This is a genomic window from Longimicrobium sp. (assembly GCF_036388275.1).
Classification (GTDB): Bacteria; Gemmatimonadota; Gemmatimonadetes; order Longimicrobiales; family Longimicrobiaceae; genus Longimicrobium.
The window spans coordinates 16,569-40,567 of sequence record NZ_DASVSF010000022.1; the positions used below are offsets into that span (position 1 = coordinate 16,569).

Here is a 23,999-nt window from a genome sequence, read left to right on the forward strand (position 1 = left end):
CGCACTTCCCACACAGCAGCCATGGCGCTCATCACCTGCGGCGATTGCCATCAGCAGATCTCGGACGCCGCTCCGGCCTGCATCCACTGCGGCCGCCCGAACCGCCCGCTGAGCACCGGTGTGGCTCCACGGCCGATGGCCGCAGCTGGCGATTCCGGTCGTGCGGGGGCGCATCGCCAGAAGCAGCCGACAAAGCGGTCTGCATGGCTCCGCAACGGCGCCATCGCAGTCGTGATCCTCATCGTGTTGCTCTGGATCGCCTTTGGGGAGTTGTCCGAAGGGGTGGAGAGCCTCCTGCGGGGACTCGCCACCTTGGCCGTGGGTCTCGCCGTCATCCTCAGCGACGACGGCAAGCCGGCCGCCCCCGCCAACAGGCGCTCTCGCAAAGCATGGGGCGATCATTTCGCGGCTCAGCATCGACAGGAGGAATTTCATGGAAGTCTTGTCGTCGGTGGAGTTCTCATCGCGCTCGGGATCCTGAACCTCGTCCTTGCGGGACTGGACGCCGCAGGCTGAACGGCGCGCGACGGTCGCGATGGCATCCGATGAGGAATCCGCCACACAGCCCGGGCGCGCCACACGCGTCCTCCTCACACGAGAGCAAGCCAGTCCGCGAAGGCGGACTTCGTGTGGTTGTTGCAGCGAATTCATTCGCCCGAGGCAGCTCGTCCGATTGTTGCCGCGCGGGGGGACGATTACGTTACGGCGGATGCGGACGATCCGTCCGGCGCCTGGAATCCATCGAACCTCCGATCCATCCGATGCAACGACGCACCCTGTTCTCCGCCGCGGCGCTGGGGCTGCTGGCCGCCACCGCCGCCAGCGCGCAGGCACCGCGGATCACTCCCGCCGAAATCGACGGGCACCTGCGCTTCCTGTCGTCGGACCTGCTGGAGGGCCGCGCCCCCGCCACCCGCGGCGGCCGCCTGACCGCCGAGTACATCGCCAGCCAGCTGCGCGAAAGCGGCGTGCAGCCGGGGGTGAATGGCAGCTACTTTCAGCGCGTGCCCATCGACATCGTGGGCGCCGTGCCCAGCAGCATCCGCGTGTCGGCCGGCGGCAAGGCGAGCGGCACCCTGCGCTACCCCGAGGACGTGGTCGTCTGGGGCGGCTCGGCTTCCGAGAACAGCGCCGCCAACGCCGAGATCGTGTTCGTGGGATACGGCTCCACCGCGCCGGAGTACCGCTGGAACGACTTTCAGGGCGTGGACGTGCGCGGCAAGATCCTGATGGTGCTGGTGAACGATCCGCCCGCCAGCGCGGGTGAGCCCGAGCTGTTCGGCGGGCGCGCGATGACCTACTACGGCCGCTGGACGTACAAGTTCGAGGAAGCCGAGCGGCAAGGCGCCGCGGGGATGCTGATCGTGCACACCACGGAAGCCGCGGGCTACCCCTGGCACACCGTGGTGGGCTCGTGGGCCAAGGAGCAGCGCATGCTGCCGCGCGACCCCAACCTGCCGGCGCCGCTGGCCTTCCGCGGATGGGTCACCGACAGCGCCGCCACCGGGCTGCTCCGGCAGGCCGGGCTGAACCTGGCCGACCTGCGCCGCCGCGCCGAGTCGCGCAGCTTCCGCCCCGTGCGGACGGGCATCACCATGGACGTGGCGTTCCGCAACACTGTGCAGCACCTGGAATCGGAGAACGTCGTGGGGGTGGTGCGCGGCAGCGACGCCCAGCTGCGCGACCAGCACGTGGCGTTCAGCGCCCACTGGGACCACCTGGGCATCGGCCCGGCGGTGAACGGCGACTCCATCTACAACGGCTCGCTCGACAACGCGTCGGGCGTCGCCGACATCCTGGCCATCGCCCGCTATGCCGCGCAGAGCCCCGCGCCCAAGCGGTCGCTGCTGTTCGTCTTCGTCACGGCCGAAGAGTCGGGGCTGCTGGGCTCGGAGTTCTTCGCCCGCAACCCTACGGTGCCCCTCGCCAGCATCGTCGCCAACCTGAACGTCGACGGCGGCAACCTGCTGGGCCGCTCCACCGACTTCCGCGTGCTGGGTGAGAACAAGAGCACACTGGGGCCGGGCTTCGCACGCTTCGTGGCGGGGCAGGGATGGCGCACCGCGCCAGACGAGCACCCGGAGCGCGGCTACTTCTACCGCTCCGACCACTTCTCCTTCGCCAAGGCGGGCATTCCCGCCATCTCCATCGCCGCGGGGACGGAGTACGAGGGCCGGCCGGCGGGGTGGGGAACGCAGCAGCAGGAGGCGTACACGGCGCGCTGCTATCACCAGCCCTGCGACGAGTACCGCGCCGACTTCGACCTCACGGGCGCGGTGCAGCTCTCCGAAGCGGTGCTGAGCTACGCCATGCAGATCGCCAACGGCAGCGAGATGCCGGCGTGGAGCCCGGGCGCGGAGTTCCGGCGTCCTTCCCGGTAGTCGAAAGTACGGAAGTTCGGGGTACGAGGGACGGCAGTGCTTCCGCGGGTGGAAGCGCTGCCGCGGTCCAATGAGCTACGGGAGATGTGGATGAGAGGGATGCGATGGATTCTGCTCGTGGCGGGGCTTCTGCTGGCGCCGATGGAACTGGCGGCGCAGGAGACGCCTGAGGCGGTCGTGCAGCGCTATTTCGACACGTTCAAGAGCGGCGACTTCGCCGCGAACGCCGCGATGATGGACCCCGCCGCGCTGACCGAGCTGAAGACGGCAATGGTGGGCGTCGCCGACGCCACCGGGGTGTCCGCGGACGAAACGCAGGCCCACCTCCGCGAGACGTTCGGCGTGCAGAACACCGCGGAGCTTCGCGCGCTGGAGTCGGCGGTGCTGTACGAGCGGATGCTGCGGTCCGTGCTGGGGCAGGGCGAGATGCGCGAGGTCCTGTCGGCCGCGCGCGTGAACGCGCTGGGCCACGTGCTGGAGGGCGACACCGCCCACGTGGTCTACCGCATGAGCATGGAAGTGATGGGGAACAAGATCGACCAGGTGCAGGTGGCGCCCGTGCGGCGGGTGGACGGGCAGTGGCGGGTACTGCTTACTGGCAGCTTCGCGGCGATGATCAACGCCATGCCGGCCGCCGGAATCGAGCCCTGATGGTGGCGCAGCCGCTTCACGAGGCCGAACTGGCCGGGGGCACCACCGGCGAGCTGGCCGAGCTCGCCGTGCAGGCCGTGGAGACGGCCGCGCTCGACATGGGCCTCAACCCGCTTCTGTTCGCGCGCGAGCTGGCGCAGGGCGAAATCGGGCTGCTGGTGTCGTACCTTCGCGCGGCCGCCGCGCACGTGGACGACCTGGACCTGCGCGACCGCATCGACCGGCTGCTTCACCGGCTGACGGAGTGGACGCAGGACGCGGAGTAGCACGGGGCCGAATCAATGTCACGGCGCCACATTGCACGTCGGTGTCGGAAAAAGAAGAGGCGGGACGAGCAGCCGCTCGTCCCGCCTTCCTTTCATTCCGCCGCCGCCCGCTCCGATTTCTTCTTTTCTAGCGCCCGTGCGTATTTCCGGAAGCCGTCCACCACGTCGTCCGCGTACGCGAACATGTTGCCGACGGCCACCTCGGCTTCCTTGGGCAGCGCCATCTCCAGCAGCTCGATGGCGCGGCGGATGGCCTTGGCGCGTGCGTGGCTGGCGCCCTGCTCGGCCCGGATCCGGCGCTGCCGCTTCCGCGGAACGGCGCCGCCCTCGAGGACGGCGCGCCCGCTTTCCGTGACCATCACGCGGCCGTTGTGCTCTTCGATGCAGTCGCGCGACTTGAGCGCGCGCACGATGCGTCCGTCCAGGTCCGCCGTTGAAACGGGGCTGGCCTGTCGGTGCAGGTAGCGAAGAAGATCGACCTGTTTGTCGTTCAATGCTTGGGACATGGCAGAAGAATGTTGCGCCCAATGGAAAAACGCAAGCCCCGGGTGCAAAATCGCGCCTGTACGCTCGCTTTTCGCCATTCGATTTACTCCGTTGTGTAACAGGAATCCCCATCAACATGCACCAGCGCGCGCGTCCAAGAAATCCGATATACGGAAAAACGCGGCCCGGGAAACGTCTCCCGGGCCGCGTTCACCCGCTGGTACCGCCGTACTCCGCACCTCGTACCAGGTGGTTCAGCCTCCGCGCATTTCCGCCGGATCGATTCCCTCCCGCACGCACCACTCGCGGTAGACGGAGGGAAGGATTTCGGAGGGCTTGATCTCGCTGCGTCCGCCCCAGAAGACGTTGGTGTAGCCCAGCGGGATGCCCGCTTCTTCCAGGTGCCGGTCGATGGCGGCCTTGTGGGCGAGCACCAGCTCTTTTTCCGTCCCGTGCGCCACGCCCATCACGTTCACGTCGCCGAAATCGGGGCCGCCCTCGCGCCAGTAGGCGTGGGTCATCACGTAGTGCCGGCCCACCTCGCGTCCGGCGTCCATCTCGCGCCCCGGCGGCACCTTCCAGTGGAACAGGGCGTTGTACCGCGTCACCCGCGTTCCCGCGGCGGAGGGTTTCACGTGCTCCAGGAACGTACTGAACCGGCCGACCACGCCGCGCTCGTTCAGCCCGCGGGCGACCTCCAGGAACGTCTCCAGCGGCACCCCGGCCTCCGCGGCGCGCGGGGCCCACGGATCGGCCGAGATCTCGTCGACGGCGAACTCGCGCTTCAGCGGCCCCAGCACCTGCCACTCCAGCTCCGAAAGCTCCACCATGGCCGTATTCTGCACGGCGCCGGGCTCGTCGCTGCGCGCGCCGGGCTCCATGCCGCGGCGGCGGACGTGGCCTACGCCCAGGGTGAAGAGCGCCCTGGCCGGAAGCAGCTTGTACGCTTCGGCGCCCACCTTTTGGCGGAGGTACTCGGCGTGCTTCTGAAGCGAGAAGCCCTGGGGCACCTTGAGCGTGGTCCACAGGCGGTATTTGCTGCCGGTGGTTTCGGCATCGGTGGAGCGGACGACCACGTGGCCGCTGAACGGGTCCTGCTGGAACATGTAGTTGAAGGCTGCGTCCAGCTTTTCGGGCGAGACGTTCCACGCCACCAGCGCGCCGGGGGCCAGGTTGGTGGCCAGCATGGTCTGGCGGACGCGCCGGATGACGCCCGCGGTCAGCATGGCGCGCACGCGCTCGATCACGGTCTCCAGGTCCACGCCGGAGAGCCGGCTGATCTCGTGGAACGGCTGGGCCTGGAAGCCCTGGATGCGGTCTTCCGAAACGGCGAGGATGCGCGCGTTCACCGGGTCGGTGGTTTCCACCGGCACGGTCCCCGCCGCGGCCTCATTCAATCGATCGGTCATCTGCTGCTCGGTTTCTATTTTGTCATCGTGAGGCCACGGCACACCCCAACGGTCCGCCACGCGGGCAATCTGTCGTCCTGACGCCCAGGCCAGACCCGCCGGAACCAGCGTCCACGCGGGCAGCCTGTCATCCTGAGGCCCAGGCGCACTGTCCTCGCCCGTACGACAATCGATGCGGGCCGAAGGATCTAGCCGCGGCCACGTACTAACCCGGGCGCGGCAGCGGTCACGGAAGCATTTGCCTCGGCTCCGCGGGGGCCCTCACCCGTCCTCGCCTAGGCTCGTCCACCCTCTCCCACAAACAGCGTGGGAGAGGGGGTACACTTCAGGCTCTGGCGCGTGGGCTGCCGCGCGGAACTTTGGCCCGGAGTGCGCCGCCCGGCCTGCCACGGGCGAATGAATTCGCTGCAACGACTACACGAAGTCTGCCTTCGCAGACTGGCCTGCCTGGGCGTGGGTCGAAGCCCGGCGCGCGCCCGGAAGGTGGTGCAGTTCTCCCCCTCTCCCGCTTGCGGGAGAGGGGGCCGGGGGGAGAGGGCAGCCGGGGCCCGCACGGCCCTTTCCGAAGCGCTCCGACCTGCCCTTTGGGGAGCGACCGCCCCGCCCGCCCGGGCGAATGAATTCGCTGCAACAACCACACGAAGTCCACCTTCGTGGACTGGCTTGCTTTCGTGCTTCCGCCTCAATGTGGCGCGACCGTGGTGTGTGGCGGATCCCTCAGTCGCTGTTCGCTCCGGCGTGCGGGCAGGTCAACCGTGGCCGCTCCATCGGGATGACATCCCGTGCGTGGCGATCGGTCCCTGGGAACCGCCAGTCTCAGCCCTCTCCTGCGCCGGTCCCCGCTGCCGGAGCGTCCTCGCGCAGGGTGACCTTGTACACCTCGGGCGGGGCGTTGGGCTTTACGCGTACCGACTTGGCCGGAATGCCCACGTTCACGTGGTACGGCCGCACGTTCTTCGTCGCCACGGCCATCGCGCCAACCATGGCGTTCGTGCCGACGTGCGTGCCCGCCAGCACGGTGGCGTGATAGGTGATCCGCACGTCGTCGGCGATCACCGTCTTCAGGTTGCTGACGTCCGCCTGGTCGACGATGGAGTGCGTGTGCGAGTAGATGTTGGCGAAGTCGCTGATGGACACGCGGTCGCCCAGCACGATGCCGCCGCGGTCGTCCAGCAGCACGTTGCGGTGCACCACCACGTCGTCGCCCACCTCCAGGTTGTACCCGTAGCTGAACTCCACGTTGTGGAAGCACTTGAAGTTGCGGCCCACGCGCCTGAAGATGAACGGCGCCAGCGTCCGCCGGAACTGCACGCCCAGGTGCACGTTGCCGCCGAGCGGGCTGCGGTCGAACATCTGCCACATCCACAGCAGCGGTTTGCGCGCCTGGAACGCCTCGTCGTCGATCTCGGCGTAGTATTCCGGCTCCAGCGTCACGTTGCGCGCGTCCATCTGCGCCAGCCCCGCCCGCACGGCCAGCGGAAGCGTGGTGTGGTCGCGGTCCAGCATGCCGGGATAGAAGAGCGCCGTCAGCGTGCGGCGGCACAATTCCCAGCGGTCGTCGCCGCGCTCCAGCGCCATGCGGATCTCCTCCAGCCACTCCGCGTACAGCGCCGTGGCATCCGCCGCGGGCTCCAGCTTTCTCAGGGGATATCGGGGCATCGTCAGAGCGCGTCGGTCGGTCGGTGCGTGCGGCGCGGAGTGTGCGCCATGATGCCCAAAGGTAATCCCGGCCCGTACGCGCCCGCAAACCTCGCGTCATTGCCGGGAGCCGCGCGGCGGAACAGATTCCTTGATCCGAAACCCCGGCGGGCACGGGCGCGTACCTGTGTGGATCGGCCTCCGACACCCACCGGACTGCGGCGCGGCACGACCGATGCGCGTCTCCGGTCCGTTCAACTGAAGGGCAACCGCCATGTCCGTGATGCACGACGTTCTGCGCGACCGCGTGATGCGGCACCTGGAGGCGCTTCCCGAAGCGCAGCTGTACCAGGCGCTGGACTACATCGAGTTCATGTCGTCCAAGTACAACCGGTCCGTGCGGCAGCCCGGCGGCATCCAGCGCTTCGGCGAGGTGCTGGAAGACAAGATGCGGCAGCAGGGGCTGGCCTTCGGCACCATCCGCGGCGCGCTGAGCGTGGTGGGGACGGCGGGCAAGGTGGTGTCGGGGATCACCGACGCGGGCCGCTCCGTCGTTCGCGAGGTGGAGAACCTGGTGACCCCCGCGCCGGAGCCGCCGCCGCCCTCCGCCCTTCCGCCTGCCGCGCATCCCACGTCCGCGGCGCCCGGCCCGGCGCCCGCGCAGGGCGGAGGATGGTTCGACACGGCGGGGCGGATGGTGTCGGGCATCACCGAGGCGGGCCGGACGATGTGGAACGAGGTGAGCGCGCCGCCGCCCGCGCAGAACGGCGGCCCGGCCGAGCCCGAGCCAGTGCGGCAGCCGGACGGCGACCCGGGTCCGCCGCGGACCCCGTAAGCAGATCGCCTTACCCCATCCTGGAGGGCACGTGCAGCACAGCGACGACGATCCCCAGCCGCACGGCGGCGAGCACGACGACGACCTGGTGGGCCCGCGCCGCGGCGGAGGCGTCCACCGCTCCGAAGGCGGCGGTGCGGAATCCGGCGGCGCGGCGGCCTCCGGCGGGCCGTGGGAGCCGGCGGAGGGCGACGAGGACCTGATCGGCCCCCGCAGGCGCTCTCGCTTCTCGCTGGAAGCCGACGGGGCCGACGAGCCTCCGGTGCGGCTTGCGGCTGCCCGCTCCACGCGCACGGGCGGGAGCGGGGGAGACCCGGCGCAGGTGGCGCTCTCCGTCGTCCGCGAGCTGCCCAGCTTCCTTCGGCTGCTGATGGGCCTGGCCCGCGATCGCCGCGTGTCGATGGTCGACAAGGCGCTGGTGGGCGTGGCCATCGCCTACTTCTTCGTTCCCGAAGACGCCATCCCCGACTTCGCCGCACCGTTCGTGGGCCAGGTGGATGATGTCGTCGTCCTCGGCGTGGCGCTGGGGCGCCTGCTGAGCAACGCGGGAAGCGAGGTGCTGCTTGACCATTGGCACGGCGACATGGAAACGCTGGAGCAGGCCATGTCGGTGCTGGACCGGGCCGGCGCGGCGCTTCCCGGGGCCCTGCGCAACCTGATCGGCGCGCGGTAGTCCGGCTGGAACGGGAAAAGCCCGCTCTCCTCAATGGGGAGCGGGCTTTCTCACGTCGCGCGGACGCACTACGCCAGGGCGGCGTGGCTCGTTGCGGGCACTTCGTCCGAGGCGCGGACCACGCGGTGGCGATCCACCCAGTAGCCGAGGCCCACGAACAGCCACAGCCCCAGCGCGCCGAACGCGAGCGACGTCACGTCCGCGGGCGGCGGGCTGACGAACCCTCCCAGGAAGATCAGGCCCAGCAGCGCCGCCATCACGCCCAATCCCCAGCTGCCGATCCGGTCCACCGCCCGCGTGGTCCGCAGGTAGATGACCACTCCGGCGGCGAACAGGCCGACTTCGACGGCGATGGTTGCCGGGATCCAGTTCCACAATCCCCCGCCCACCCGGGGCGACGCGCCGGGCCACAGCGGCAGGTCGGGCGTGTGCATGGGCACGTCCAGGAACCAGTGGCTCACCACGGCGGCACCCACCACCCACGCCGCGGCACGGTTTCGCCGGGCGGCGAAGTAGACGGCACCGAGCAGCAGCGCCCATCCCGCGACGGCCAGCAGGCTGTGCGAGATGGGGTAGTGCACGAACTCCAGCGGATTCGCCGCCGTGTGTCCGGGCGCGATCCTCACCTGCTCCCATCCCAGCAGCAGGAAGACCGGCCAGATGTGGTCCAGCCACTGCGCCGCCAGCACCAGCGTGCCCAGCGACGTGTCGGGGGCTGCGCGCTTGGCGGCCAGGGCTACGGCGTAATGTCCAAGGATCACGGGACGTTCTCTCCATTTCCAGGGTCAGAGGGAATCGATCAGGTGGGAACGGCTGCGCGCACGCCGGCCAGGAGCACTTCCACCAGCCGGGCAAAACTCTCGTCCACCGATTCCGGCATGCCGAAGCCGCCGGCCTGCTCCAGCGCCACGAACCCGTGCAGCGCGGCGCGCAGTGCCCGCGCCAGGTGCACCAGATCGCCGGCACCGACCCCCGCCTGGGCCAGTGCCTCGATCGCGGGCATCGCCGCCGCGGCCAGGGCCCGGTACAGCTCGTCGTCCTCGCCGGGACGTACCGCCCGCTGGGCCGCCGCGTATCGTCCGGGGTACCCCTCGGCGAAGCGGCGGTAGGCGAAGGCCAGCTCACGTACGGCTTCGAGGCCGGCCCGCTCCCCGGTCGCCTCGCGGAGCGCCGCCGCCATCGCCCCCGCGGCGTGGAGGGCGACCAGGCGGCGGACCTCGTCCAACCCCGCGACGTGCGCGTACAGGGAAGGGGAGCGGATGCCCAGCCGCGCGGCCACCGAGCCGATCGTCACGGCGGCGAGCCCCTGCGCGTCGGCGATTTCCACCGCAGCGCGGGTGACGTCCTCGATGGTGAGCCCGACCTTGCGTGCCACGTGTTCTCCATCCGCGGTGGACTTGTATGCCTAACTAGATTAGACGTGCAGACGAGTATAACTAATGGGATTAGGCATATCAAGGGTGATGATGTGGAGGCGCCGGACAGAAGCCGTGAGGGGCGTTGACAGGGGTGCGCGGAAGGCCCTAACTTCCGCCATGGAAAGACGAAACGCCGCAGAGACAACCCAAACGCCCGCCGTCCTCCTCCGCCATCGCGGAGCCGAGGCCCGGCGGGCGCGCCGCATTGTGGAGGACCGATGAACCGACCGGATGCGCCCGCGCCCCGCTTCGTGGGCGAGGGGCTGACCTTCGACGACGTGCTGCTGGTGCCGCGCCGCTCGGCCGTGCTCCCCGCGCAGACCAGCGTCGCCACCCGCCTGACGAACAAGATCGACCTGGCCATCCCGCTGATGTCGGCGGCCATGGACACGGTGACCGAAAGCCGCATGGCCATCACGGTGGCGCGTGAGGGCGGCATCGGCATCATCCACAAGAACATGTCCATCGACCGCCAGGCCGAGGAGGTGGACCGGGTGAAGCGTTCCGAGAGCGGGATGATCCAGAACCCGGTCACCATCGGCCCCGACGAGACGCTGACGGACCTGATGCGGCTGATGGAGAAGTTTTCCGTCAGCGGCATTCCCGTGGTGGGCGCCGACGGGCGGCTGGTGGGCATCATCACCAACCGCGACCTGCAGTTCGAGTCGGATCGCACGCGCCCCATCCACGAGGTGATGACGCGCGAGGGGCTGGTGACGGCTCCCGTGGGCACGTCGCTGGAAGAGGCGGTGCAGATCCTTCACAAGCACCGCATCGAAAAGCTGCCCGTCGTCGATGCGGACGGCGTGCTGCGCGGGCTGATCACGGTGAAGGACATCCGCAAGCGCGCGCAGTTTCCCAACGCGTGCAAGGACGAGCGGGGCCGGCTGCGTGTGGGCGCGGCCATCGGCGCCAGCCTTCGCGACGTGGACCGCGCGGGGGCGCTGGTGCAGGCGGGGGTGGACGTGCTGATCGTCGACACAGCGCACGGCCATTCCGAGGGCGTGCTGGACGCGGTGGCGCGCATCCGGCAGGCCTTTCCCGACGCGCAGCTGATCGGTGGCAACGTGGCGACTCGCGAGGGCGCCGCGGCGCTGGTGGAGCGCGGAGTGGATGCGGTGAAGGTGGGCGTGGGCCCGGGCTCCATCTGCACCACCCGTGTCGTGGCGGGTGTGGGCGTTCCGCAGCTGACGGCGGTGATGGACGCGGTGGAGGGCGCCGCCGGCCGGGTGCCGGTGATCGCGGATGGCGGCATCAAGTACTCCGGCGACATCGTCAAGGCGCTGGCGGCCGGGGCACACGCGGTGATGATGGGCTCCATGCTGGCGGGAACGGAGGAGAGCCCCGGCGAATCATTCCTGCTGGAGGGCAGGCGCTTCAAGATCGTCCGCGGGATGGGCTCGCTGGGCGCCATGAGCGAGGGCTCGGCCGACCGCTACTTCCAGGACTCGTCCGACGCGCGCAAGTTCGTCCCGGAGGGTATCGAGGGGCGCGTGCCGTACAAGGGCCCCGCGTCGGACACCATCTACCAGATGGTCGGCGGCCTGCGCAGCGGGATGGGCTACCTGGGCTGCCCCGACATCGAGACGCTGCGCACGGGCCCGTCCTTCATGCGCATCACGGGCGCGGGGCTGCGCGAAAGCCATCCGCACGACGTGACGATCACGCGAGAGGCGCCGAACTACCACTCGTAACTGAGGTAACGACGGTAGGAACAGTAACTACGGCACTACGGTACCAGCTGACGCGAGGGGCAGCCCGCCGCACGCATTCCTGTCGTGACCGTTGTTACCGTCCCTACCGTGGTGACCCGTGGTGACCCGTGGTGATCCGTGGTGACCCGTGGTGACCCGTGGTGACCGTAGTGACCCCGTTCCCGGCGTGCCCCTTGCAATCCCGCGGGCGACCCAGTCGATTTCCCCGGATGGAGCGTGTGAGAATGGACAACAGGGGCGCTTCCGTGTTCAAGGTGGTGCTGATCGTCGCGGCCGTGCTGGTCGCCCTGATCTTCGGGTTCATGGGGCAGCTGTACTTTGCCGGATTCCTCGTGATCGTAGCGATCGCGCTGGGCATCATGCTGCTCTTTTCGCGCGCCAAGACACCGACCGACTGACCCTCTACTCAGGCCCATGCCGCGCATCCAGCTTCTTCACCTGGCCCACGCCCGCTCCGGAGACAAGGGCGACACCGCCAACGTGGGCGTCATCGCCCTCAAGCCGGAGTTCTACCCCGTCCTGGTGGAACACCTTACCGTCGACCGCGTGAAGCAGCACTTCCAGGGGATGGTGCACGGCGCCGTGGAGCGGTTCGAGCTGCCCAACCTGGAGGCGCTCAACTTCCTCCTCCACAACGCGCTGGGCGGCGGCGGCACGGTGTCGCTCAAGACCGACGCGCAGGGCAAGGTGTACTCCACGGCCATCCTGCGCATGGAAGTGGACGTGGACGACGACATCGCCCGGCTGGCCGGGGCCGCGGCGTGATCCCGTCCACCGACGCCCTGCTCGCCGAGGTCGCGGGCGGGGTCTGCCGGCTGACGCTCAACCGCCCCGACAAGCGCAACGCCCTCGACGCGCGGCTGGTGGCGGACCTCAAGGCCGCCCTGCGCGCCGCGGATGCGGACGGCGAAGTGCGGGTGGTCGCGATCCAGGGGGCGGGGAAGGACTTCTGCTCCGGCGCCGACCTTTCGGCCCTTCGCAGGATCGCCGAGGCGTCGGTGATGGAGAACCTGGATGACGTCGAGGAGCTGGCCGAGCTGTTCCTGCTTCCGCGCAAGATGAAGAAGCCGGTCGTCGCCTGCGTCCGCGGGCGGGCGCTGGCTGGGGGATGCGGGCTGGCGACCGCGTGCGACCTCGTGGTCGCCGCAGAGACGGCGCAGTTCGGATATCCCGAGGTGAGAATCGGCTTCGTTCCCGCCATGGTGATGGCCATCCTGCGCCGCAACGTCTCGGAAAAGCGCGCGTTCGAGCTGATCGTACGCGGCCAGCCCATCGCCGCCGCCGAGGCGGAGCGGATGGGGCTGATCAACCACGCGTGGCCCGACGCCGAGTTCGACCGCGAGCGCGACGCACTGCTGATCGACCTGGCCGCGCGCAGCCCCTCCGCCGTCCAGCTTTCCAAGCGCCTGCTGTACCACAGCGACGGGATGGGCTTCGACGCCGCCATCCACGCCGGCGCCGACGTGAACGTGGTCGCGCGGATGACGGACGACATGAAGGCGGGCGTCGCCCGGTTCCTGGAGCGCGCCTGATGGTGGACCGGGTGCGGCGTGGTGGGCCCGACCCGCTGCTGCACTGGAAGGTGCGCCTGTTCTTCGCCGGCGCGGCCGTGCTGCTGCTCTCCATCGTGCTGGACCGCAAGCCGGTGGCGCTGGTGGCCATCGCCCTGCTGGGCGCGGGGATGCTGGTGGTGGTCACCGACCGCTTCCGCCGCCGCGACGCGCGGTTCGCCGACGACGAGGACGAAGCCGGGGACGTCTCTCCCTAGCGCGTGGAGCAGGGAAGGGGAGCCCACGGGGCCGGCGGAATGCCTTCCGCCGGCCCCGTCTTCGTGCGGAGACCCCGCCAGCGCCGAGGCGACCATCCAGACCAGCACCAGCAGCGCGAGAACGATGGCCACGATCGCGAGCGCGGTCCTGCGGGCGGGGGCAGGCGCCGGGCGCGGGTCCGCCGGGGGCGCCGGATCGGTCCCGGGCTCCGCGGACGGCGTCACGGGCACCGGTGCCTCGCCAGGGATCGCCGCCTCGTAGACCACGGCCGGGACGCTGGCCTCCGCCGGGCGCGGCGGTGGTGCGGGGGCGTCGGGCGGCGGGTCGGGAAGGCGCAGGCGGTCCGCCAGGGCGCGGGTGTCTGGGTCGGGCCGGGCGCCCACCTCCTCCCTCAGCCACGCCTCGAACGCCTGGTAGTGCCGGAGCGCCCGGTTGCGCTCGCCGCGCGCGGCCAGGGCCCTCAGGATGCGGCGGTGGCCGCCCTCCCAGAAGGGATCGATCTCCACGGCCCGCTCGCCCAGCCGCAGCGCGCGCTCCCACGCGTCCTCCGCCTCGGCGGCCACGCCCTCGGCCTCCAGCAGCCGCAGCGCGGTGTTGCGCAGCTCCACGCGGCGCCGGTCCGCCCAGTCGGCGAAGTCGCCCGCCCCGCGCCCCGCGTCGAACCCCTCCAGGAAGTGCCCCGCGTACAGCCACTGCGCCTCGCTCCACGGCTCGCCGCGCGACGCGCCCAGCAGCAGGTTGGCGTCGGACGCCAGGCCGCCCGGCCACCTCACGCTTTCCTTGTCCGTCGCCAGCAGGCCCGGGGGCAGCACCCGGCCCAGCCGGCCCAGCGCCTGGGTCAGCGAGTGGCGCGCGCGCTCCTCGGGACTTTCGCCCCACAGCAGCGACGCCAGCCGCGAACGCGAGTGCACCCCCGCGCCTTCAACGCACAGGAAGATCAGCAGCGCGAGGTCCTTTCGACGCAGCCCGCAAACGGGTGATCCGTCGGCGTCGTGCAGAACGGGGTGACCTAAGGTGATCAGGAACACCGGCTACGAGGTAGAAGAAGAGCCTGCCATGATCCCCAAGAATACGGAAATTATCCTCTTTAGCACGCCCGGGCGCAATGAACATGTCCAGACGATTCCTGTGTTTTTCACGCCGCTGGCCCCTTAGGAACGCTACTGAACGCTGACGAGATTGCTTGTGCGGGCCGCGTGCGGGGTTCGTGCGGATCGCGTCAACGCCCGTGCGAGATGCGTGCGGGACGTGTGCGGGCGGCGCGATAGAGTAGGGGCGCGTCGACATCCCCGACCCGTGCGAATGCGGGGGCCGGGCCGGCGCGAACCCCCTGTTATGGGAGCCATCATGATCCGCGGAACCCTTCTCGCCGCCCTGCTGCTCGCCACCGCCGCATGCGGTGACGCCGCCCCCACCGCCCCCGCCGCACACCCGGAAGCCGCCTCCATGGACGACGCCCCCCCGCCGCCCACGGCCCCGGCCGACACCACCAACCGCGGTGGCGGAACCCTGGGCTCGGGCTCCTGATCCGTTCAATGCCCTGAACACGGGCGAGGGAGCGGGTCCGCACGGGCCCGCCCCCTCGCTTTTTCGTGGCGGATCGAGTCCCGCCCTACCGGTCCGCGTCGCGCGCCCCCTGGCGCTCGGGAAGGCGGGAAGCGTGTGGGGCATCGCCCTCCACCTCCACGCGGGGGCCGCGTCGCGGCTCGCCCAGCAGCGCCAGGTCGAACACCTGGTCCATCCGCTCCACCTTGTGGAACGTCATCCGGTCCCTCACGTCGGGCGGAACGTCGCGCAGGTCGCGCTCGTTCCCCGCGGGAAGGATCACCTCGGTAATCCCCGCCCGATACGCCGCCAGCACCTTTTCCTTGACGCCGCCGATCTCCAGGATCTTGCCCCGCAGGGTCACTTCGCCCGTCATGGCCTGGTCGTGCCGCACGGGACGGTCGGACAGGGACGAGGCCAGCGCCAGCGTGACCGCCGCGCCCGCGCTGGGGCCGTCCTTGGGGGTGGCGCCCACGGGAAAGTGCACGTGGATGTCGTACTCGCTGAAGGTGTCGCGCGGAATGCCCAGCTCCTCCGCCCGCGAGCGCACGTAGCTGAAGGCCGCGTTCACCGACTCGCGCATCACGTCGCCCAGGAGGCCGGTGATCACCAGGCGCCCCGTGCCGGGCATCTTGAGCGCCTCGATGAACATCAGCTCGCCCCCCGAGGCCGTCCACGCCAGGCCGGTGACCACGCCCACCTCCGGGCGGATCTCCGCCGGGGTGGTGGCCCAGCGTGGAAACCCGAGCACCGCCTCGATCGTCTCGCGCGTCACCGTCCAGTGCGTGGCCTCGCCGTCGGCCTTCTGGCGGGCGATGAAGCGAAGGATGGCCGCCAGCGACCGGCGCAGGTTGCCGACGCCTGCGTCGCGCGCGTACCCGCGGGTCAGGAAGAGCAGCGTTTCGTCGGCGATCTCCACCTCGCCCGTCTTGAGCCCGTGTTCCTCGACGATGCGAGGGAGCAGCCAGTCACGGGCGATGGCGATTTTTTCCTCGGGCGTGTAGCCGGCGATGCGGATCTCGATGAAGTGGTCGCGCAGGCCGCGGGGAATGCGGTAGTAGTCGCCCGCCGAGCCGATGAAGAACGCCTCCGAGAGATCGAAGGGCACGTCCAGGTACAGGTCGGAAAAGGCGTCGCGGTTGTCGTTGTCCAGCATCTCCTCCATTGCCTCCACGGGATCGCCCTCCACGTTCCCCAGGCCGATCTCGTCCAGCTCCTCCAGCAGGAACACGGGGTTCTTGACCCCCGCGTCGGCGATCAGCTGCATGACCTTGCCGATCTGCGCGCCCGCCCGGGTACGCCGCGTTCCGAACAGCTGCGCCGCGCCGCGGCCGCCCAGCTCCAGCCGCACCACGGGGCGCTCCAGCGCCCGGCCGATGGCCATGGCCAGCGTGCGCTTTCCCACCCCTGGTGGGCCGACGATGCAGGGGATGGGGCCGCGCAGGTCGCCTCGCAGCGCGGCGACGGCCAGCACCTCGAGCAGGCGCTGCTTTCCCTCGTCCATCCCCAGGTGCTCCTGGGCGAACGCAGCTTCCACGGCCGCCAGGTCGATGCGCCCGTCCCCCGCCCGCTTGTTCCAGGGAATGGAGATCAGCGCCTCGAGGTAGGCGCGGATCTCCGCGGCCTCCTGCGCCGTGGTGCTGGTGGACCGCAACCGCTCGGCCTCGCGCCGGGCGACGGCGGCGGGGCGCGAGGGAAGGCGCGCCATCTCCAGCCGGCGCAGCATCTCGTCGGCCTCGCGCTCCAGCGGGTCCACCTCGCCCAGCTCGGCCTGCAGCGCCTGGATGCGCTTGCGGATGTCGGCGGTGCGGTCGCGGGTGGAGCGCGGCTGCTCTTCCCCCTCCGCGGCCGCCTCGCCGGCCGCCACCGCCGTCTCCACCTCGCGCGCGCGGTCCCACGCCTGCTCCACGCTGCGGAGCACCAGCGCCAGCCGTCGGGCCACGTCCAGCTCCTGCAGGACGGCGTCGCGGTCCGGAAGCCGCAGGTTGCACAGGGTGGCGGCCAGGTCGGCGAAGCGGCCGGGGTCGCCCAGGTTCATGCGCAGGATGCGCGGCACTTCGTCGGGCACCCGGTCTACCTTGGCGGCCAGCCCGGCGACGGTGGCCAGGATGCGCTCCACCACCGGCTCTGCCTCCTGGGGCGAGAGCGGCACCTCTTCCACCGGGCGCACGCGGGCCGTGTAGAAGCCGTCCTCGAAGCGCACGTCGTCCAGGTGAATGCGCCTGAGGCCCTGCAGTGTGGTCTGGATGGTACCGCCGGGCAGGTTCAGCCGGTCGAGCACGCGGACGGCGGTCGCCACCTTTTCCAGCGAGCGGGGCGGGATGTCGTGCCCATCGTCGAGGGTGCTGGCGATGGCGACGATCAGTTCCGGCTCGGGGTGCGCGTTCAGCGCCTCGACGTTGGGCGCGAAGCCGATCTGCAGTGCCGTGGCGCCCGACGGATACACCACCGTGCTGCGGATGGGGAGCACGGGGATGCGCTCGCCGGCGAGTTCCGAAACCTTCCTGACATCCGATGCTGGCATCTAAAACGCTTGTTGGCTAACGGGTTGTGCGTTGGTGCCCGAAAAGGTGGCGGTCGAGCGCGTGCAAGAAGCGGGCAATCCGCCGGGCGTTGGTGCCCAGGTCGGCGCTTCCCTTGCGCGAGGCCGATTCGACGTCCACGCGGGTGTTTCCGTCGGCGTCCAGCGACACGCGAATGCGCACGTCGTCCGTGAACCGCCACAACAGGGTGCGCGATTCAGCGACGATTTCCCCCGCCCTCGGGTCACTCTCGGTGACGGTCCACCGGGTCTGCGAAGTGGCGGTCTCCAGCGCGGCCGTCCAGACGGTGGCGAAGGGAACGGCGTAGGCGCGGCCTTGCAGACGCGGGTCGGGGTGGTCGGCGCGCGTGTGGGCGCGGTTGCGGGTCAGGGCGGTCCAGAGGCTCACGATGGGGTGCGGCCGGGCGCCGCGGGGAAGTACGGGTGTCCGAGGTGGAACGGATTCATCGGGCACGTTTTCGGCCACTGGCACGCCGGCGTTGTTCGCGGGCCCGAATCTAACGCGCGCGGCCGGCGCGGGCAGGTGCCGCGGTATGGATCGTGCCCGAGCGCGCACCGTTCGCGGGAGGGTCAGGTCGGGGTGCGGACAGGCAGGTCCGCACGGGCGAATGAATTCGCTGCAACAACCACACGAAGTCCACCTTCGTGGACTGGCTTGTCGCGGCGCGGGTTCATCATCGCTGCACGCCCCGGGTTGAGCAGTTCTCCCCCTCCCCTGCGAAGCGGGGGCCGGGGGGAGGGGGCTCCTGAGGCATGCGAGGCAGCCAGCCTCACCCCAAGCGAAGTTCTCCTCTCTCCCGCGCAGTTTGCGGGGGAGAGGCCGGGAGAGGGGGCGGCCGCGGCATGACCCACCGTCCGTCGAACCCCGACCGAAGTTCCCCCCTCTCCCGGCGCAGTTTGCCGGGGGAGGGGCCGGGGGAGGGGCCCGCCCTCTCCCGGATCTTGAAGTCCCATCGTTTATCACCACGCGGAGGTTCCCGAGTGAAAGTCGTGATGCCTGTGGCGGGGAAGGGAACCCGCCTGCGCCCCCATACCCACCTGGTACCCAAGCCCCTGCTGAAGGTGGGCGACAAGCCCGTGCTCAGCTACATCCTCGACGACCTGCGCGAGCTGGGGGTGAACGAGGCGGTGCTCATTACCGGGCACCTGAAGGAAAAGGTGCAGGAGTTCATGTCTACCGAGTACCCGGACTTCAACGCCGTGTACACGGAGCAGGTGGAGCAGCGCGGCACGGCCGACGCCATTGCGCTGGCCGAGCCGTTCGTGCAGGAGGAGATGCTGATCATCTTCGTCGACACGCTGTTCGACGCCGACCTGGAACTGGTGAAGCGCCTGCCAGAGGACGTGGCGGGGGTGATCTGGGCGATGGAGGTGGAAGACTACCAGCGCTTCGGCGTGCTGGTGACCGACGAGAACGGCTTCATGCGCGAGATCATCGAGAAGCCCAGCACGCCGGTGAGCAAGCTGGCCAACATCGGCTTGTACTACATCCGCGACTGGAAGCTGCTGTTCGAGGGGATCCGCCACGTGATGAACGCCGAGCCGGGCCCCAGCGGCGAGTACTACCTCACGGACGCCTTTCAGTACATGGTGGATAAGGGCGCCAAGCTCAAGGTGGAGCCCGTGCACGGCTGGTACGACGCGGGGAAGCCCGAGACGCTGCTGGAAACCAACCAGCACGTGCTGAGCACCACCCGCGGCCGCACCCCGTCCACCGTTCCCGACGGCGTGACGATCCACGAGCCAGTGCACGTGGCGGACGGCGTGACGCTGGAGGCGAGCGAGATCGGCCCGAACGTGACGCTGGCCGCCGGCGCGACGGTCCGCGGCAGCAAGCTTCGCCACACCATCGTCGGCGAAAAGTCCACGATCGAGAACGCGGACCTCCACGACTCGCTGATCGGCACGAACGTAAAGGTCAGCGGCGTGCGCGGGCAGGTGGACCTGGGGGACCACTCCGTGGTGACGATCGGGTAATTACGGTAACTACGGTAACTACGGTAACTACGGTAACTACGGTAACTACGGTAACTACGGTAACTACGGTAACTACGGTAACTACGGTAACTACGGTAACTACGGTAACTGCGGTAACTGCGGTAACTGCGGTCGAAACGAGAGCGGCCCTTCCCCGAAGCGCGGGGGAGGGCCGTCGTGCGGTGCCCCGTAGTTACCTTTTCGACCGTCGTTACTGTTGTTACCCTCTTTTCACGCTCCCGCCGCCGCGAGAACGACCAGCAGCCCACGCTCCACCCCCAGCGCGCCGCCGTCGTTGCTGTACCACTCGTCCAGCGTGTGGATGCCGCCCGAGTCGCCGCCCACGCCCATGGCGATGGAGGGAATCCCCAGCGCCATCGGCACGTTGGCGTCGGTGGACGAGCCTACTAGCTCCGGCGGCGATCCCAGCGAGCCCGTGATGTCCATGGCGGCGCGGACCAGGGGATGGCCGGCCGGCGTCTCGCCCGACGGCCGGTCGCCGATCACCGTCACCTTCAATCGCAGCGGCTCCGTCCCCATTCGCCGCGACCCGTTTTCCTCGTCCACCGCGCGCGCCAGCACGCCGCGCACGCTCTCCTCCATCCGCGCGAGCGCATCCGCCACCTCGCTGCGCATGTCCAGCTCCATCCACGCGGACTCGGGGATGGCGTTTACGCTGCTCCCCCCCGCCATACGCGCCACCGTCAGCGCCGATCGCTGCGGCTCCGGCCTGGCCAGGGTGCCGATCTCCGCCGCCGCCGCGCCCAGCGCCACGATGGGGTTGGCCGCGCCCCGGTCGGACCACGAGTGCCCCCCCGGCCCGGTGACCTCCACCCGCAGCCGCCGCGAGCCGATGGCCCGGTGGACGATCCTGCGCATCCCCGACCCGTCCAGCGCCACGAACGCCGCCGCCTGGCGCAGCGGCGAATCCTCGCGGAAGAGGTGCTTCACGCCGCGCAAATCGCCGATCCCCTCTTCGCCCACGCTGGCCGCGAAGACCACGGGACGCTGCGCCGCGGGGCCGGATTCCGCGAGCACGCGGGCGATGGCCAGCATCCCCGCAAGCCCGCGGCAGTTGTCGGTGATCCCCGGCGCGTAGATCCGCTTTCCCTCGTGCCGGGGCGTAACCTCCGTGCCCGCGGGGAACACCGTGTCCAGGTGCGCCGCCACCACGACGGGGGCGCCGTCCGCGCCGTCCGCCGCCCAGGTGCCCACCACGTTCCCCGCCTCGTCGGCCCGTACGTCCGCCAGGCCGATGGCGCGGAACCGCTCCAGCACCCACGCGGCGCGTTCCGCCTCGCCGAAGGGCGGGGCGGGGATGGACACCAGCCGCAGCTGCTCGCGAAGGATGTCGGCGTCGGCGTGGTGCACGCGCGCGCGCAGCGGAAAGAGCACAGAGTGACGGGTAAGGTTGCGCAGAAAAAACCGTCCAGGTGCGGGAAGCGTGAGAGCGCGGATTCTGCCGTACACGCCCCCTCCTGTCAAACCGCGGGCCGTCCGCCTCGCCCCGTTTCGCGCCGCCCGCGCGTGCGTTACGTTCTACGCGTTCCGATGCGCGGGCCACCCGCGCCAATCAATCCCGCGCACCACCGCCCGGCCATGCAGCAGAGCGAGTTGATCCACGACTGGAACACCCTGCACGGGTCGTTCGACTGGGGTACCCGGCGCGGCGTTCAACTGAACGACGAAACGCTTCGCGACGGGCTGCAGTCGCCGTCGGTGACCGACCCGAGCATCGAAGACAAGATCCAGCTCCTGCACCTGATGGCCGAGCTGGGCATTGCTTCCGCCGACATCGGGCTGCCGGGGGCGGGGCCGCGCGCCGTGCGGGACGTAGAAGCGCTGGCCCGCGAGATCGTCACCAACCGCCTGCGCATTGAGCCCAACTGCGCCGCCCGCACCGTGCGCGCCGACATACAGCCCATCGTGGACGTGTCGCAGAAGGTGGGGATCGCCATCGAGGCCGCCACGTTCATTGGCTCGTCCCCCATCCGCCAGTACGCGGAAGACTGGACGCTCGACCGGATGCTGCACGCCACCGAGGACGCCGTCTCCTTTGCCGTCAGCGAGGGGCTCCCGGTGATGTACGTGACCGAAGACACCACCCGCGCCAGTCCCGCGACGGTGAAGGCGCTGTACACCACCGCCATCGAGTGCGGAGCGCGCCGCATCTGCGTCTGCGACACGGTGGGCCACGCCACTCCCCACGGCGTACGCCAGCTCATCCGCTTCGTCCTGGACGAGATCGTCAAGCCGTCGGGCGAGGACGTGAAGGTAGACTGGCACGGGCACCGCGACCGTGGGCTGGCCGTTACCAACTGCCTGGCGGCCATCGAGGAGGGCGCCCACCGCATCCACGGCACCGCGCTGGGCATCGGCGAGCGCTGCGGCAACGCCGAGATGGACCTGCTGCTGGTGAACCTGAAGCTGCTGGGACTGCACGACTGGGATGTTTCCCGCCTGAACGAGTACGTCACCCTGGCGTCGAAGGCGTGTGAAGTGCCGCTCGCCTACAACTGGCCGGTGTTCGGCGAGGACGCGTTCCGCACGGGGACGGGCGTGCACGCGGCGGCCATCATCAAGGCCGAGGCCAAGGGCGACGCCTGGCTGGCGGACCGCATCTACTCCGGCGTTCCCGCCGGCTGGTTCGGGCTGCACCAGGTGATCGAGATTTCGCCCATGAGCGGCATCAGCAACGTGCGCTACTGGCTGAAGGCGCACGGGTACGGCACCGACGAGGCGCTGTGCGCGCACGTGTTCGAGGCCGCCAAGACCTGCGACCACACCTTCTCCGACGACGAGGTGCACGCCCTCTGCCGGTCGTACGCCGGGGGCCGCGAGCCCTCGGCCGCGGCGGCGGACTGATCGTCGTCTTCGATGTCGGGCCGCTTCGGTCTGCATGAACGCGTGCGTTGGAGGGTCTGCCGCACGCACGCGCTTTCCTGACCCGTACCGCACGTCCACGAGCGACACGTCCACGAGCCACCCTCGTCACCCCTGCGACGCCGCGCAGCCGGCGTGATGGCCTGCCGACGGCCGGTCCAGCGCGGCGAGCACCGTCCGCACGCCCCGGGGCTTCAACCGGGCGACGTTCCTCGCCGCTTCCGACGACCCCGCCGCCGCGGCGCGACGGAACCACTGCATCGCGGTTCCCTCGTCCGCCGTGACACCCAGCCCCCGCTCGTACAGAACGCCGAGTCCGTTCATGGCGGGGGCAGAGCCCGCGCACGCGGCCTGGAGGAACCAGGCCCGCGCCTGCCCGTAGTCCCTCGGCACGCCCACCGCGCCCTGGTACACCCTTCCCAGCGCGTCCATGCCCAACGGTGATCCGGCCGCCGCGGCCCGGCGATACCAGCGGATCGCCTCGGCTACGTCACGCCGCCCGTCCACCCCCTGCTCGTGCATCCACCCGATCTGGGCCAGGGCATCCACCGATCGTAGCCTCGACCGCGTTCCGGTACCACTCCAGCGCCAGTGAGTCGCTCTGTTCGATGCCCAGGCCCGCGCGGTAGTGCCTGGCCAGGTTGCGCATGGCTTCGACATCACCCAGCTCCGCGGCCTCCGTATACCAGTGCCGCGCCCAGTAGTAGCGCGCGTGCATGCGTTGGTCGTTCTCGTACACGACGGCCAGGGCGTTCATCCCGCGGGGGTCTCGCTTCTTCTTGGCAGCCTCGGACAGCCAGCGCATGCCTCGCACGGAGTCGCGCGCCGCTCCCTCTCCGCTCAGGTAGGCGATTGCGAGGAACGACATCGCTTCTGGCTCGCCCTCGCCCGCCGCTCGTTTGAAGTAGGCGACGGCGGAATCATGGTTTCCGTCGTGGCAGAACGACTTCGCCTGGGCCAGGGCCGTCGCTGCGTCGGACGGGCTTTCCGGTTCCATGGAAACCGCCGCCAGGGGACGGTACGCCGCCGGGCGCTGTGTGCCCTCCGAAGTACAGTCACCGAGACGGAGCCCATCTACGAGGACGGGCTCAGGCGGAGGCGAAGCCGGCGAATCGATCACCGTGGCCGCGAGGGCGGCGGTGAGCGCGAGGACAGCGGCTGCCGGAGCCGCGATGCGGGCATAGCGGCGGAAGCGGGATACCAGGACGATTTTCCCGGGATCGACATCTTTCCGGTGCAGCAGTTCAAGGATCTCGCTCTCCGCGGGATGCTCCAACCTCAACGCCATGCGCGCGCGCTCGAACGCGTCCTGCACCGACCGCCCGGTCGCGATGGCGCTGTAGAATTTTGCGTTGAAGGTGATCGACGCATCGTCCGAGATGCGGTCCCGCGCGCCGATCGCGCATCCCACCACTTCGCAGATCGCCTCTGCTTGCGCGCGCGAATGGCAGGCGGTGAGCACCACGAGCCGGATGGCGCCCACGTCCTTTTCGAACAGCTCCCGCAGCACCTCCGTGTCGACCGGGCGCGGAGTCAGGCCGTCGGCACCCGTCAGCACCAGCCCCTGGCTTCCGCCGTGACCGCTGAAGTGAACGATCTGCGGACGCGTGTCTTCCAGTTTCTGCTGCAGGTCGCCAGTACGGGTGGCCAGCCGCCAATCGAATTTCAGCAGGTTGCCGAACACGGCGGCGTCCACCCGTTTCTGGATCTGCCGGACTTCCTCGTCCAGCCGCAGCCTTGGATGAGGGGCCGACAGGGACGTAGGATCGGCGGCGAAGAAGAGGACTTTGACCTTGCTCATGATCTTCCAC

At 69.8% G+C, this 23,999-nt stretch carries 24 protein-coding genes and 1 pseudogene; 14 read left to right on the forward strand and 11 right to left on the reverse strand.

The genetic code is table 11. The features are described from left to right. The first annotated feature begins 21 nt into the window (after positions 1–21). From VF632_RS06210 to VF632_RS06225, 4 genes are all read left to right on the forward strand, one after another. Positions 22–516 carry a hypothetical protein gene (locus VF632_RS06210; RefSeq protein WP_331021996.1) on the forward strand — a complete coding sequence of 165 codons (495 nt, stop codon included), beginning with the start codon at positions 22–24 and terminating at the stop codon, positions 514–516. A gap of 245 nt (positions 517–761) precedes the next feature. Then, a complete protein-coding gene (locus VF632_RS06215) occupies positions 762–2,381 on the forward strand; it encodes a M28 family peptidase (protein ID WP_331021997.1) in 1,620 nt (539 codons plus the stop codon). Between the two features lie 99 nt (positions 2,382–2,480). Then, the gene (locus VF632_RS06220) at positions 2,481–3,032 is read left to right on the forward strand and encodes a hypothetical protein (protein WP_331021998.1); all 552 of its coding nucleotides are present in this window, start codon (positions 2,481–2,483) and stop codon (positions 3,030–3,032) included. Further along, entirely contained in the window at positions 3,032–3,298 is a 267-nt protein-coding gene (locus tag VF632_RS06225) for a hypothetical protein (protein WP_331021999.1), read from the forward strand. The genes VF632_RS06220 and VF632_RS06225 overlap by 1 nt, the downstream gene beginning before the upstream one ends. 92 nt (positions 3,299–3,390) lie before the next feature. Here VF632_RS06225 and VF632_RS06230 read toward each other — a convergent pair whose 3' ends face one another. The 3 genes from VF632_RS06230 to VF632_RS06240 form a co-directional block, all read right to left on the reverse strand. Further along, positions 3,391–3,882 (reverse strand): hypothetical protein, encoded by a 492-nt coding sequence (locus VF632_RS06230; protein WP_331022000.1) that lies wholly within the window; start codon positions 3,880–3,882, stop codon positions 3,391–3,393. A gap of 156 nt (positions 3,883–4,038) precedes the next feature. Further along, positions 4,039–5,193: a hypothetical protein gene (locus VF632_RS06235; protein ID WP_331022001.1), complete on the reverse strand. Its 1,155-nt coding sequence runs from the start codon at positions 5,191–5,193 to the stop codon at positions 4,039–4,041. 816 nt (positions 5,194–6,009) lie between these two features. After that, complete coding sequence (locus VF632_RS06240) at positions 6,010–6,852, reverse strand: acyltransferase (RefSeq protein WP_331022002.1); 843 nt, start codon at positions 6,850–6,852, stop codon at positions 6,010–6,012. Positions 6,853–7,105: 253 nt separating this feature from the next. On the opposite strand from VF632_RS06240, the gene VF632_RS06245 reads away from it, so the two are divergent. Continuing rightward, the gene (locus tag VF632_RS06245; protein WP_331022003.1) at positions 7,106–7,666 is read left to right on the forward strand and encodes a hypothetical protein; all 561 of its coding nucleotides are present in this window, start codon (positions 7,106–7,108) and stop codon (positions 7,664–7,666) included. A gap of 31 nt (positions 7,667–7,697) precedes the next feature. After that, positions 7,698–8,339 carry a YkvA family protein gene (locus VF632_RS06250; RefSeq protein ID WP_331022004.1) on the forward strand — a complete coding sequence of 214 codons (642 nt, stop codon included), beginning with the start codon at positions 7,698–7,700 and terminating at the stop codon, positions 8,337–8,339. A gap of 68 nt (positions 8,340–8,407) precedes the next feature. Here the strand turns inward: VF632_RS06250 and VF632_RS06255 are convergent, their stop codons facing one another. Together VF632_RS06255 and VF632_RS06260 are read right to left on the reverse strand one after the other, a co-directional pair. Next, positions 8,408–9,100: a hypothetical protein gene (locus VF632_RS06255; protein ID WP_331022005.1), complete on the reverse strand. Its 693-nt coding sequence runs from the start codon at positions 9,098–9,100 to the stop codon at positions 8,408–8,410. A gap of 38 nt (positions 9,101–9,138) precedes the next feature. Beyond that, entirely contained in the window at positions 9,139–9,714 is a 576-nt protein-coding gene (locus tag VF632_RS06260; protein WP_331022006.1) for a TetR-like C-terminal domain-containing protein, read from the reverse strand. A 261-nt stretch (positions 9,715–9,975) separates the two neighbouring features. Between VF632_RS06260 and guaB the strand changes: the two genes are divergently transcribed. From guaB to VF632_RS06285, 5 genes are all read left to right on the forward strand, one after another. Further along, positions 9,976–11,451, forward strand: coding sequence for an IMP dehydrogenase (guaB, locus tag VF632_RS06265; RefSeq protein ID WP_331022007.1), 1,476 nt, complete (start codon positions 9,976–9,978; stop codon positions 11,449–11,451). Between the two features lie 245 nt (positions 11,452–11,696). Further along, complete coding sequence (locus VF632_RS06270; protein ID WP_331022008.1) at positions 11,697–11,870, forward strand: hypothetical protein; 174 nt, start codon at positions 11,697–11,699, stop codon at positions 11,868–11,870. A gap of 16 nt (positions 11,871–11,886) precedes the next feature. After that, entirely contained in the window at positions 11,887–12,237 is a 351-nt protein-coding gene (locus tag VF632_RS06275) for an AtuA-related protein (RefSeq protein WP_331022009.1), read from the forward strand. Next, positions 12,234–13,004 (forward strand): enoyl-CoA hydratase/isomerase family protein, encoded by a 771-nt coding sequence (locus VF632_RS06280; RefSeq protein WP_331022010.1) that lies wholly within the window; start codon positions 12,234–12,236, stop codon positions 13,002–13,004. The genes VF632_RS06275 and VF632_RS06280 overlap by 4 nt, the downstream gene beginning before the upstream one ends. Then, complete coding sequence (locus VF632_RS06285) at positions 13,004–13,240, forward strand: hypothetical protein (protein ID WP_331022011.1); 237 nt, start codon at positions 13,004–13,006, stop codon at positions 13,238–13,240. Before VF632_RS06280 ends, VF632_RS06285 begins: the two co-directional genes overlap by 1 nt. A gap of 345 nt (positions 13,241–13,585) precedes the next feature. On the opposite strand, the pseudogene VF632_RS28215 reads toward VF632_RS06285, so the two are convergent. Continuing rightward, positions 13,586–14,269 (reverse strand): annotated as a pseudogene (locus VF632_RS28215) (AfsR/SARP family transcriptional regulator); the annotation flags it as partial. Positions 14,270–14,588: 319 nt separating this feature from the next. Here VF632_RS28215 and VF632_RS06290 point away from each other — a divergent pair. Continuing rightward, on the forward strand, positions 14,589–14,768 hold the full coding sequence (locus tag VF632_RS06290; protein ID WP_331022012.1) for a hypothetical protein: 180 nt from the start codon (positions 14,589–14,591) through the stop codon (positions 14,766–14,768). Positions 14,769–14,853: 85 nt separating this feature from the next. Here the strand turns inward: VF632_RS06290 and lon are convergent, their stop codons facing one another. Continuing rightward, entirely contained in the window at positions 14,854–17,310 is a 2,457-nt protein-coding gene (gene lon, locus VF632_RS06295; RefSeq protein WP_331022013.1) for an endopeptidase La, read from the reverse strand. Between the two features lie 16 nt (positions 17,311–17,326). Further along, positions 17,327–17,716: a DUF1499 domain-containing protein gene (locus VF632_RS06300; RefSeq protein ID WP_331022014.1), complete on the reverse strand. Its 390-nt coding sequence runs from the start codon at positions 17,714–17,716 to the stop codon at positions 17,327–17,329. A gap of 593 nt (positions 17,717–18,309) precedes the next feature. On the opposite strand from VF632_RS06300, the gene VF632_RS06305 reads away from it, so the two are divergent. After that, entirely contained in the window at positions 18,310–19,305 is a 996-nt protein-coding gene (locus VF632_RS06305) for a sugar phosphate nucleotidyltransferase (protein WP_331022015.1), read from the forward strand. A 231-nt stretch (positions 19,306–19,536) separates the two neighbouring features. Here the strand turns inward: VF632_RS06305 and VF632_RS06310 are convergent, their stop codons facing one another. Continuing rightward, positions 19,537–20,676 carry a M20/M25/M40 family metallo-hydrolase gene (locus tag VF632_RS06310; protein WP_331022016.1) on the reverse strand — a complete coding sequence of 380 codons (1,140 nt, stop codon included), beginning with the start codon at positions 20,674–20,676 and terminating at the stop codon, positions 19,537–19,539. 228 nt (positions 20,677–20,904) lie between these two features. On the opposite strand from VF632_RS06310, the gene VF632_RS06315 reads away from it, so the two are divergent. Then, entirely contained in the window at positions 20,905–22,170 is a 1,266-nt protein-coding gene (locus VF632_RS06315) for a hypothetical protein (RefSeq protein WP_331022017.1), read from the forward strand. Between the two features lie 126 nt (positions 22,171–22,296). Here the strand turns inward: VF632_RS06315 and VF632_RS06320 are convergent, their stop codons facing one another. Continuing rightward, a complete protein-coding gene (locus tag VF632_RS06320) occupies positions 22,297–22,737 on the reverse strand; it encodes a tetratricopeptide repeat protein (protein ID WP_349263972.1) in 441 nt (146 codons plus the stop codon). After that, positions 22,679–23,989, reverse strand: a complete 1,311-nt coding sequence (locus VF632_RS06325; protein ID WP_349263973.1) for a CHAT domain-containing protein — start codon at positions 23,987–23,989, stop codon at positions 22,679–22,681. Before VF632_RS06325 ends, VF632_RS06320 begins: the two co-directional genes overlap by 59 nt. Positions 23,990–23,999: the final 10 nt, after the last annotated feature.